1 protein-coding gene (only partly in view) is annotated in these 13074 nt (G+C 70.8%); it reads left to right on the forward strand.

The window, feature by feature from the left end; all coding sequences use genetic code 11:
- Nucleotides 1–13074: the beginning of a non-ribosomal peptide synthase/polyketide synthase gene (locus ACX9TP_RS34045; RefSeq protein WP_482982267.1), read on the forward strand. The gene runs 19686 nt beyond the window's last position; only the first 13074 of its 32760 coding nucleotides appear in the window; the start codon lies at nucleotides 1–3; its stop codon lies off the right edge, out of view.

Below are 13074 nucleotides of genomic sequence, written 5' to 3' on the forward strand. Positions count from 1 at the left end.
ATGTGGCTCCAGGAGCGCCTGGCCACCAGCAGCGCCACCCTCCACATCCCCGTCGCCGTGCGACTCTCCGGCCGGCTGGATGAGGAGGCCCTGCGCCGCGCCCTCCACGAGCTGGTACGCCGCCACGAGCCCCTGCGCACCACCTTCGTCGAGCAGGACGGCCGCCCCTTCCAGCGCATCGCCCCCGTCCTCGAGCCCTCCCTGGACGTGGTGGAGCTGCGGGACGTCCCCGACTCCGAGCGTGAGACGGAGGCCTGGCGCCGCCTGCACGAGGAGGCCCGCCGCCCCTTCGACCTGGAGAAGGGCCCGCTGCTGCATGCGGTGCTCTACCGGCTCTCCTCCAGCGAGCACGTGCTGCTGCTCACCCTGCACCACATCGTCACCGACGGCTGGTCCATGGGCGTCATGGTGCGCGAGGTGGCCGAGCTCTACGCGGCCTTCACCGCGGGCCGTCCCTCGCCCCTGCCCGCGCTGCCGCTGCAGTACTCCGCCTTCGCCTCCTGGCAGCGCCAGTGGTTGCAAGGGGAGGCGCTCGAGGCCCAGCTTTCCTACTGGCGCCAGCGGCTCAATCCCAACGCCGTCCTCCACCTCCCGGCCGACAGGCCCCGTCCCGTCACCCCTTCCGCCCGTGGCGCCCGTCACACCGTCTTCCTGCCGCTTCCCCTCGCCCACGCCCTCAAGGAGCTGGGCGCGCGCGACGGCCGCACCCTCTTCTCCGTCCTGCTCGCCGCCTTCAACGTCCTGCTCCAGCGATACTGCGGCCAGGACGACATCACCGTCGGCACCAATGTGGCCGGCCGCAACCGCGCCGAGCTCGAAGCCCTCATCGGCCTGTTCGTCAACACCCTCGCCCTGCGCACGGACCTGTCCGGCAACCCCTCCTTCTCGCAGCTGGTGGGCCGGGTGCATGAGACGGCCCTGGGCGCCTTCGCCCACCAGGAGCTGCCCTTCGAGAAGCTGGTGGAGGTCCTCCAGCCCACCCGCCATCTGAATGTCTCGCCGCTGATCCAGGTGATGTTCGTGTTGCAGAACGCGCCGCTGCCGCCCGTGCAGCTTCCCGGCCTGCTGATGCACGCGCAGCCGGTGGACGGAGGCGCGGCCCGCTTCGACCTGACGCTGGCCGCCGCCGAGGACCCGCGCGGGCTGCGACTGTCGGCCGAGTACAGCACGGACCTCTTCGACGAGAGCACGGTGGCGCGGATGCTGCGCCACTTCCACGCGCTGCTGCAAGGCGTGGTGGCCCGGCCCGATGCACCCCTGGCCGAGCTGCCGCTCATGGACGACGCCGAGCGCCACCAGCTCCTTCAGGAGTGGAGCGGCGCCCGCTCGGACGCCCCGGCCGAGGCCTGTCTCCACACCCTCATCGAAGCCCAGGTGGAGCGCACTCCGGACGCGGTGGCCCTCGTCTTCGGCGGGGAGCAGCTCACCTACCGGCAGCTCGACGCGAGAGCCAACCAGCTCGCGCACCACCTGCGCACGCTGGGCGTCGGCCCCGAGGTGCTGGTGGGGCTGTGCGTGGAGCGCTCGGTGGAGCTGGTGGTGGGCATGCTCGCCGTCCTCAAGGCGGGCGGCGCCTTCCTCTGCCTGGACTCGGCCCATCCCACCGCGCGCATAACCCTGATGCTGGAGGACTCCGGCCTCCAGGTGCTGGTGACCTACGAGGCCCTGCTCGACCAGCTCCCCGCGTCCCTGGCCTGCGTGCCGTGCTGCCTCGATACCGACGCCAGGGCCATCTCCCGGCACCCCACCACACCTCCCGGCGTGGACGTCCTCGCCAGCCAGCTCGCCTACGTCATCTATACCTCGGGCAGCACCGGCCGCCCCAAGGGCACGCTGCTGAGCCACCGCGGGCTGGGCAACTCCGCGCTCGCCGCGGTGCGGGCCCACCGCCTCCGTGCCTCCAGTCGCGTCCTGCAGTTCGCCTCGCCGACGTTCGACGCCGCCATCCTCGAAATCTTCGCGCCCCTGCTCGCGGGGGCCACGCTGGTGATGGCGCCCCGGGAGCGGCTGCTGCCGGACGCGCCGCTGCGCACGCTGCTGCGTGAAGAGGAGGTCACCACCGTCACCCTGACGCCCTCGGTGCTGGCGCAGCTGTCGCCCGAGGAGCTCCCCCTGCTGCGCACCGTCATCTCCGCGGGCGAAGCGCTGCCCGCCGAGGTGGCTCGGCGCTGGAGCCAGGGTCGCACCCTGCTCAACGCGTACGGGCCCACCGAGGCCACGGTATGCGCCTCCATCACCCCGGAGTCTGTCTCCCCGGCCGAGCCGTCCATCGGCAAACCCTGGCCCCATACCTGGCTGTACGTGCTGGACGCGCACCTGCGGCCGGTCCCCGTGGGCGTACCGGGCGAGCTGTTCATCGGAGGCGTGGGACTGGCGCGCGGCTACCTGCGCCGCGCGGAGCTCACCGCCGAGCGCTTCATCCCCCACCCCTTCAGCACCGAGCCCGGGGCACGCCTGTACCGCACCGGAGACCTGGTGCGCTGGCGAGCCAACGGCGAAGTCGAATACCTGGGGCGGACGGACTCGCAGGTGAAGCTGCGCGGCTTCCGCATCGAGCTGGGAGAGGTGGAGGCCGCCCTGGAGGAGCACGCCTCCGTGCTCCAAGCCGTGGCCATGGTGCGCGAGGACGCGCCGGGGCTGCGGCGGCTCGTGGCGTACGTGGTGCCGGCCCCCGGGGAGGAACCGGACACGGCCGCGCTGCGCGCCTCGCTCCAGCAGCGGCTGCCCGAGTACATGGTGCCCTCCGCCCTCGCCGTGCTGGAGGCACTGCCCCTCGCCACCAGTGGCAAGGTGGACCGCAAGGCCCTGCCTTCGCCGGAGCAGAGCGCCGGGCCCGCCGAGACCTACGTCGCCCCGCGCACTCCCACCGAGGAGCAGCTCGCCGCGCTCTGGGCGCAGGTGCTGCACGTGGAGCGCGTGGGCGCGGAGGACCACTTCTTCGAGATTGGCGGCCACTCGCTGCTGGCCACCCAGCTCATCTCCCGCATCCGTGCCACCTTCGGCGTGGAGCTGGCCCTGCAGGCCATCTTCGAAGCGCCCACGCTCTCCGCGCTCGCGCGCAGGTTGGAGGAGGCGCGGCCCGGGCAAGCCCCGCGGGCCCCGCCCCTGCTGGCGGTGCCCCGCACGGGCGCGCTGCCGCTGTCTTTCGCCCAGCAACGGCTGTGGCTCATGGACCAGCTCGAGCCCGGCGGCTCCGCCTACAACATCCCCACCGCCCTGAGCATCCGGGGGATTCTGGACGTGGCCGCCCTTGCCGAGGCGTTCACCCGCCTCGTCGAGCGCCACGAGTCCCTGCGCACCGTCTTCGCCACGCGCGAAGGCGAGCCCCTGCAGTGCATCCTCCCGGCCTCGGACTTCCCGCTGCCGGTGGTGGACCTGAGCGCCCTGCCCGCCACGGAGCGTGAGGCCCAGGTCCGGCACCTGGCGGCCCAGGAGGCCCTGCGCCCGTTCGACCTCGCCTCGGGCCCGTTGCTGCGCGCCTCGCTGCTGCGGCTGGGCGCGCAGGAGCAGGTGCTGCTGGTGACAATGCACCACATCGTCTCCGACGGCTGGTCCATGGGCGTGCTCGTGCGCGAGCTGGTCTCCTTCTACGAGGCCTTCTGCTCCGGCCGCACGCCTCAGCTGGCACCCCTGGCCGTCCAGTACGCCGACTTCGCCTCCTGGCAGCGCTCCTGGCTGCAAGGCGACGTCCTCCAGGCCCAGCTCGACTACTGGAAGCAGCAGCTCTCCGGGGCACCGGCCCTGCTGGAGCTGCCCACCGACAGGCCTCGCCCCTCCGTCCTCTCCCAGCGCGGCGCCCTGCTTCCCTTCCTCCTGCCCCTGCCTCTTTCCGAGGCCCTCTCCTCCTTCTGCCAGCGCGAGGGCGTCACCCCCTTCATGGCCCTGCTCGCCGTCTGGCAGCTGCTGCTGGCGCGCTACTCCGGCCAGGACGACGTCGTCGTCGGCTCTCCCATTGCCGGACGCACCCGGGGCGAAACCGAGGGCCTCATCGGCTTCTTCGTCAACACCCTCGTGCTGCGCACCCGGGTGCAGCCCCAGGCCTCCTTCCGTGAGCTGCTCGCCCAGGTGCGTGCCACCACCCTGGCCGCCTATGAGCACCAGCACCTGCCCTTCGAGAAGCTCGTCGAGGAGCTGCAGCCCCAGCGCAGCCTCAGCCACTCGCCCCTCTTCCAGGTCATGCTCGTGCTCAACAACGCTCCCCCCGCGGAGCTCTCCCTCGGAGGATTGTCCTTCCTGCCGCTGGAGCGTGAGGCCGAGGCCACCAAGTTCGACCTGACGCTCTCCCTGACCCAGACGCCCCGCGGCCTGGCCGGGAGCCTGGGCTACCGCACCAGCCTGTTCGATGCCTCCACCGTCACTCGCATGGTGGAGCACCTGCAAACCCTGCTGGAGGCCGCGCTCGCCTCGCCCGGCACGCGCGCAGGCGAGTTGCCCCTGCTCTCTCCTTCCGAGCGCTCGCGGCTCCTCGAGTCCTTCAACACCGCGACTCTGGACCTTGCTCCCCGACGGTCGCTGCATGCGCTCATCGAGGAGCAGGCCGCGCTCCATCCCGAACGGCCCGCGGTGGCATGCGAGGGGCAGGTGCTCACCTACGGTGAGCTGGAGGCCCGCGCCAACCAGCTCGCCTGGCACCTGCGCTCGCTGGGCGTGGGCCCCGAATCGTGCGTGGCCCTGTGCCTGGAGCGCTCCGTCGACATGGTGGTGGCTCTGCTAGGCGTGTGGAAGGCGGGCGGCGCCTACGTCCCGCTGGACCCGGCCCAGCCCGCCCTCCGCCTGCAAGCGCTGGTGGAGGAAGTCTCCGCTCCCGTGGTGGTGACGGTGGCGGCACATGCGGCTGCCTTCGCTGCCTCGCACGTGCATGCGGTGCGGCTGGATGAGGACTCCAGCCTGCTCAAGGGTTTGAGCACCAAGGCGCCTCCCTGCCAGGTGCTGCCGGACAACGCGGCCTACGTCCTCTTCACCTCCGGCAGCACGGGCCGCCCCAAGGGCGTGGCGGTCTCCCACTCGCAGTTGCTCACCTATGTGCAAGCGGTGACGGAGCGACTGGGCCTGAAGGACTGCGCCAGCTTCGCCCTCGTCTCCACCTTCGTCGCCGACCTCGGCAACACCGTCCTCTTCCCCTCTCTTTGCACCGGCGGGCTGCTGCATGTGCTCCCCCAGGCGCTCGCCAGCAACCCCGCAAGCGTCGCCTCCTACTTCCAGCTCCACTCCGTGGACTGCATCAAGCTCGTCCCCTCTCACCTCGCCGCCCTTCTCACCGCGCCCCAGCCCCGCCTCGTCCTGCCTCGCAAGAAGCTCGTGCTCGGCGGTGAGTCCTCTTCCTGGGCCCTCATCGACCAGGTGCGCGCTCTCGCCCCCGACTGCGAGGTCTTCAACCACTACGGCCCCACCGAGACCACCGTGGGCGTGCTCGCCGGCCTCGTGGAGGTGCCTGCCGCGGGCTCCGCACCGGCCACCGTGCCCCTGGGCCGTCCCCTGGCCCATACGCGCCTGTACGTGCTCGACGCGCGCCTGCAGCCGGTGCCCCTCGGCGTCCCTGGCGAGCTGTTCATCGGCGGCGCCCAGGTGACGCGTGGCTACCTGCACCGCCCGGAGCTGACGGCGGAGCGCTACCTGCCCGACCTCTTCAGCCCCACTCCCGGCGCGCGCATGTACCGCAGCGGCGACAAGGTGCGCTGGCTGGCTGACGGACGCGTCGAGTTCATCGGCCGCGCCGACTTCCAGGTGAAGGTGCGCGGCTTCCGCGTGGAGCCGGGCGAAATCGCCACCGTCCTGCGCGAGCACCCCGCCGTGCGCGAGGCGCTGGTGGTGGCCCGCGAGGACGTCCCGGGTGACAAGCGCCTCGTCGCCTACGTCATCCCGTCCGAGCCCGTGCCCGCTGACTCCCTGCGCGCCTTCCTCCAGGAGCGACTGCCGGCCTACATGGTGCCCTCGGCCTTCGTCGCACTGGAGGCCCTGCCGCTGACTCCCAACGGCAAGGTGGACCGCAACGCCCTGCCCGTGCCGGACGCCACGTCCTCCGCTTCCGAGTACGTCGCTCCCCGCACCCCCACCGAGGAAATCCTCGCCTCCCTCTGGGCCGCGCTGCTGCGCGTGCCGCACGTCAGCGTGCAGGACGACTTCTTCGCCCTCGGCGGCCATTCCCTCCTCGCCACCCAGGTGGTGGCGCGCGTCCGCTCCGTCCTCGGAGTCGAACTGCCCCTGCGCGCTCTCTTCGAGGCGCCCACCGTCGCCTCCCTCGCCGCTCGCATCGACTCGTCCCGCGATGCCACCACGGGCCTCGAAGCCCCCGCCATCCTTCCCGTGCCTCGCGCAGGGCCGCTGCCGCTCTCCTTCGCCCAGCAACGCCTGTGGTTCCTCGACCAGCTCCAGCCCGGCGGCTCCTCCTACAGCATGCCCCGCTTCGTGCGCATGGAGGGCCTCCTCGACGTGGCCGCCCTGCGCCGTGCCTTCGAGGAGTTGGTGCGGCGCCATGAGGCGCTGCGCACCACCTTCACCCAGCAGAAGGGCAAGCCCCTCCAGCTCATCGCGCCTCACGCTGAGCTGCCGCTGGACGTCGTGGACCTCAGTGGCCTGGAGCCCCAGACCGCCCGGGCGGAGCTGGAGCGGCAACTGCGCGCAGACACGCTCGAGCCCTTCCACCTCGCCACCGGCCCCCTGGTGCGCGCGGGCCTGTGGAAGCTGGGCCCCGCCGAGCACGTGCTCTCGCTCAACATGCACCACATCGTCTCGGACGGTTGGTCCATGGGCATCCTCGTGCGCGAAGTCGCCGCGCTCTACGACGCCTTCGCTCACGGCAGGCCCTCGCCCTTCGCCCCGCTGGCGCTCCAGTACGCCGACTACGCCGTCTGGCAGCGCCAGTGGCTCCAGGGTGACGTGCTCGAAGCCCAGCTCGCCTTCTGGCGGCAGCAGCTCTCCGGAAACGCGCCGCTGGAGCTGTCCACCGACAAGCCGCGCCCGGCCGTCCAGACCTTCCACGGCGCCCAGGTGCCCGTCCGCCTCTCCCCCCAGATCTCCGAGGCGGTGAAGGCGCTGTGCCAGAAGGAAGGCCTGACGCCCTTCATGGTGCTGCTCGGCGCCTTCCAGGTGCTGCTGTCGCGCTACTCCGGCCAGGAGAACATCTCCGTCGGCACGCCCATCGCGGGCCGCCAGCGGAGTGAGCTCGATGGGCTCATCGGCTTCTTCGTCAACACCCTGGTCATGCAGTCGAGGGTTCATGGCCGCGACTCGTTCCTCCACCTGTTGCGGCAGGTGAAGGAGACGGCCCTGGACTCCTATACCCACCAGAACGTGCCCTTCGAGCGACTGGTCGAGGAGCTCCAGCCCGACCGGGACATGAGCCGCAGCCCGCTCTTCCAGGTCATCTTCGCCCTGCAGAACACCCCCAACGTCACGTTGCAGAGTCAGGATTTGACGCTGCGCTCGATGGAGGTGAACAACCCCTCCATCAAGTTCGAGTTGGAGCTGAGCCTCTCGGAGTCACCCGACGGCTTCCACGGAGTGCTGGGCTACAACACGGACCTGTTCGAGGCGGGCACCGCCACGCGCATGGCACGGCACTTCCTCACGCTGGTGCGGACGCTCGTGGCCCGGCCCGCGGCGCCCCTGGACTCCGCGTCCCTGCTGTCCGAGGCGGAACGCCACGAGATGCTGGTGGAGTGGAATGCCACCGCCACCGAGTACCCGCGTGGCTCCACCCTGCCCGAGGTCTTCTCACAGGTGGTGGCTCAGTACGCGGACAAGGTCGCCGTGGAGTTCGGTGACTCCAAGCTCACCTACCGGCAGCTCGACGAGCGCGCCAACCGGCTCGCGTGGCACCTGCACGGGCTGGGCGTGTCCACCGACTCCCGCGTGGCCATCGCCCTGGACCGCTCGCTGGAGCTGATTGTCTCTCTCCTCGCCATTCTCAAGGCTGGCGGAGCCTACGTCCCGCTGGACTCCTCGTATCCCCGCGAGCGCCTCGCCGCCATGGTGGAAGACGCACGTCCGTGTGTCCTCATCACCTCGCGTGAGTTGCTGGCGAAGCTGCCCTCCGAGGGGCTGCCCACGGTGGTGGTGGGTGAGGTGCCCCTGGAGAGCCAGCCGACTTCGGCGCCTCCCATGGCCGCGCTGCCCCAGAGCCTCGCGTACATCGACTTCACCTCCGGCTCCACCGGCAGGCCCAAGGGCGTTGGCACTCCTCAGGCCGCCGTGCTTCGCACCGTCTTCGGCGTCGACTACGCGCACCTGGGGCCCGACGAGACATTCCTTCTCATTGCGCCTGTCTCCTTCGACGCCTCCACCCTGGAGCTGTGGGGGCCGCTGCTCCATGGCGCACGCCTCGTCGTCTTCCCGCCGCACTCGCCCTCCGACTTGAAGGAGCTGGAGTCGGTGCTGGTGAAGCACGGCGTGACGACGCTGCACCTCACCGCCGGCCTCTTCACCCAGGTGGTGGACCACCAACCCTCCGCTCTTCGCGGAGTGAAGCAACTGCTGACCGGTGGTGACGTGGTGAGCGCGCCCCACGTGCGCCGCGTGCTGGAAGGAATGCTCATTCCGGTGACGGCCTGCTACGGCCCCACCGAGACCACCCTCTTCGCCTCCTGCCACCGCATGACGGACGTGGCCCAGGTGGGCACCTCCGTGCCCATCGGCCGCCCCATCGGCAACACCCAGGTGTACGTGCTGGATGCTTCCGGCCAGCCCGTGCCCTCCGGCGTCACCGGAGAGCTGTTCATCGGCGGTGACGGCGTGGCCCGGGGCTATGTCGAGCAGCCCGCGCTCACCGCCGAGCGCTTCGTCCCCGACGCCTTCTCCGGCGTCGCGGGTGCCCGCCTCTATCGCACGGGAGACCTTGCCCGCTGGCGCAAGAACGGCGTGCTGGAGTTCCTCGGCCGCGCCGACGCCCAGGTGAAGGTGCGCGGCTACCGCATCGAGCTGGCCGAAGTCGAAGCCGCCCTGCTTGCCTTCGCCGACGTGGCCCAGGCCGTCGCGTTGGTGCGTGAGGACGTGCCCGGCGACAAGCGTCTCGTCGGCTATGTCGCCGCGCCCGAGTCCCTCGACACCGCCGCCCTGCGCGCCGCCCTCTCGCAGCGGCTGCCCGAGTACATGGTGCCCTCCGCCCTCGTGCGTCTGGACGCCCTGCCCCTTACCTCCAACGCCAAGGTGGACCGCAAGGCCCTGCCCATTCTCGACTCGGCGCTGATGTCGCCCGCCGAGGCGTACGTCGCCCCGCGCAACCCCACCGAGGAGAAGCTGGCGGAGCTGTTCGCGGCCGTCCTGCGTGTGCCCCAGGTGAGCGTCACGGGCAACTTCTTCGAGCTGGGCGGCCATTCGCTGCTGGCCACGCAGCTCGTCTCCCGCATCCGCTCCGCACTGGACGTGGAGTTGCCCCTTCGCGCCTTCTTCGAAGCGCCCACCGTCGCAGTGCTCGCCGAGCGCATCCACTCCGCCGGGGCCTCCAACCAGGGGACGGCGCCCGCGCTCATCCCCGTGTCGCGCTCCGAGCCGCTGCCGCTGTCCTTCGCCCAGCAGCGCCTGTGGTTCCTCGACCAGCTCGAGCCCGGCAGCGCCTCCTACAGCATGCCCACCTTCGTGCGCATGGAGGGGGAGCTCCACACGGATGCCCTGAGCAGCGCCCTCGACGAGCTGGTGGGTCGCCACGAAGCCCTGCGCACCACCTTCACCCAGCAGGGGGACCAGCCTCTCCAGGTCATCTCCCCTCGCGGCGGGCTGCCGCTGGAGACCGTGGACCTCGGTGGCCTGGAGCCGCGGGCCGCCCGCGCCGAGCTGGACCGACGGCTGCGCGCCGAGCTGCTCCAGCCCTTCAACCTCGCCACGGGCCCGCTGGTGCGCGCGCAACTGCTGAAGCTGGGCGCCACCGAGCACGTGCTCGCCCTCAACATGCACCACATCGTCTCGGACGGCTGGTCCATGGGCGTGCTGGTGCGCGAAGCCGCCGCCCTCTACGAGGCCTTCTCCCAGGGCAGGCCCTCGCCCCTGCCTCCGCTGCCCATTCAGTACGCGGACTACGCCGTCTGGCAGCGTCAGTGGCTCCAGGGCGCGGTGCTCGATGAGCAGCTCGCATGGTGGAAGCAGCAACTCTCCGGCGCATCCACACTGGAGCTGCCCACCGACAAGCCGCGCCCGCCCGTGCAGACGTTCCATGGCGCGCACGTGCCCGTCTCGCTGTCGCTCGCCACCTCGAATCAGCTCAAGGCGCTCAGCCAGAAGGAGGGCGCTACGCCCTTCATGACGCTGCTGGGCGCCTTCCAGGTGCTCCTCGCCCGCTACTCCGGGCAGCAGGACATCTCCGTCGGCTCGCCCATCGCTGGCCGCCAACGTGGAGAGCTGGAAGGGCTCATCGGCTTCTTCGTCAACACGTTGGTACTGCGCACCCAGGTGGAGGACGGCGGCTCCTTCGTCCACCTGCTGCGCCAGGTGAAGGAGTCCTCGCTGGGCGCCTACGCCCACCAGGACGTGCCCTTCGAGCGTTTGGTGGAAGAGCTCCAGCCCACGCGCGACCTGAGCCGCAGCCCCCTCTTCCAGGTCCTCTTCGCGCTGCAGAACGCGCCCACCGTCTCGACCCAGGGCAAGGGGTTGGTGCTGAGCGCGGTGGAGGTGGACAACCCCACCACCAAGTTCGAGCTGCAACTCAACCTGTCGGAGACCCCGGACGGCTATCACGGCTCGCTGGGCTACAACACGGACCTGTTCGAGCACACCACCGCGCTGCGCATGGCAAGCCACTTCCAGGCACTGGTGGAGGCGCTCGTCTCACGGCCGGAAGCGTCCCTCTGCTCGTTCTCCCTGCTGTCCGAGGCGGAACGCCACGAGATGCTGGTGGAGTGGAATGCCACCGCCACCGAGTACCCGCGTGGCTCCACCCTGCCCGAGGTCTTCTCACAGGTGGTGGCTCAGTACGCGGACAAGGTCGCCGTGGAGTTCGGTGACTCCAAGCTCACCTACCGGCAGCTCGACGAGCGCGCCAACCGGCTCGCGTGGCACCTGCACGGGCTGGGCGTGTCCACCGACTCCCGCGTGGCCATCGCCCTGGACCGCTCGCTGGAGCTGATTGTCTCTCTCCTCGCCATTCTCAAGGCTGGCGGAGCCTACGTCCCGCTGGACTCCTCGTATCCCCGCGAGCGCCTCGCCGCCATGGTGGAAGACGCACGTCCGTGTGTCCTCATCACCTCGCGTGAGTTGCTGGCGAAGCTGCCCTCCGAGGGGCTGCCCACGGTGGTGGTGGGTGAGGTGCCCCTGGAGAGCCAGCCGACTTCGGCGCCTCCCATGGCCGCGCTGCCCCAGAGCCTCGCGTACATCGACTTCACCTCCGGCTCCACCGGCAGGCCCAAGGGCGTCGGTACTCCGCAGGCCGCAGTGCTGCGTACCGTCTTCGGCGTCGACTACGCGCACCTCGGCCCGGATGAAACGTTCCTCCTCATCGCTCCTGTCTCCTTCGATGCCTCCACCCTGGAGCTCTGGGGCCCGCTGCTCCACGGTGCGCGCCTCGTCGTCTTCCCGCCGCACTCGCCCTCCGACTTGAAGGAACTGGAGTCGGTGCTGGTGAAGCACGGCGTCACCACGCTTCACCTCACCTCGGGCCTCTTCACCCAGGTGGTGGACCACAACCCCGCTGCGTTGAGGAACGTGAAGCAGCTGCTCACCGGTGGCGACGTGGTGAGCGCGCCCCACGTGCGCCGCGTGCTGGAAGGAATGTTCATTCCGGTGACGGCCTGCTACGGCCCCACCGAGACCACCCTCTTCGCCTCCTGCCACCGCATGACGGACGTGGCCCAGGTGGGCACCTCCGTGCCCATCGGCCGCCCCATCGGCAACACCCAGGTGTACGTGCTGGATGCTTCCGGCCAGCCCGTGCCCTCCGGCGTCACCGGAGAGCTGTTCATCGGCGGCGACGGCGTGGCCCGGGGCTACGTCGAGCAGCCCGCCCTCACCGCCGAGCGCTTCGTCCCAGACGCCTTCTCCGGCGTCGCGGGTGCCCGCCTCTATCGCACGGGAGACCTTGCCCGCTGGCGCAAGGATGGCGTGCTGGAGTTCCTCGGCCGCGCTGACGCCCAGGTGAAGGTGCGCGGCTACCGCATCGAGCTGGCCGAAGTCGAAGCCGCCCTCCTCGCCCACCCCTTGGTGGCCGAGGCCGTCGCGTTGGTGCGTGAGGACGTGCCCGGCGACAAACGTCTCGTCGGCTACGTCGTGGCGCCCGAGTCCCTGGACTCCGCCCAGCTGCGCGCATTCCTCTCGCAGCGGCTGCCCGAGTACATGGTGCCCTCCGCCCTGCTGCGGCTGGATGCCATGCCGCTGACGGCCAACGCCAAGGTGGACCGCAAGGCGCTGCCCGCCCCGGAGTCGCTGGCCTCCCCGGCCGACACCTACGTCGCCCCGCGCACCCCGACCGAGGAGTTGCTCGCCGGCCTCTTTGCCCAGGTGCTTCGCGTGCAGCGCGTGGGTGCCCGCGACAACTTCTTCGAGCTGGGCGGCCACTCCCTGCTGGCCACCCAGCTCATCTCCCGCGTGCGCTCCACCTTCGGCGCCGAGCTGCCCCTGCGCGCCCTCTTCGAAGCCCCCACTGTCGAGGGGCTTGCCGCGAGCATCGGCGCCGCGCCTGGAAGCCATGCGCCGGCCATCGTCCGCATGCCGCGCACCGGAGCGCTGCCGCTGTCCTTCGCCCAGCAGCGGCTGTGGTTCCTCAACCAGCTCGAGCCCGATAGCCCCGCGTACAACATCCCCTCCGCCCTGCGCGTGTCTGGAGCGCTGGAAACCGAGGCCCTGCGACAGAGCCTCGAAGCGCTGGTGCATCGGCACGAAGCCCTGCGCACCACCTTCCGCGAGGACTCCTCCGGCCCCGTCCAGGCCATCGCTCCGTCCGCCGCCCTGCCGCTGGACGTCGTTGACCTGAGCCACCTGCCTGAAGACACGCGCCAGGCCGAAGTGCGCCGCGCGGCTGCCGCCGAGGCCCTGCGCCCGTTCGACCTCGCCTCCGGCCCGTTGCTGCGCGCCTCACTGCTGCGCCTCGCCTCCAATGAGTACGTGCTGCTGGTGACGATGCACCACATCGTCTCCGACGGCTGGTCCATGGGC

The organism is Pyxidicoccus sp. M15 (assembly GCF_056858435.1).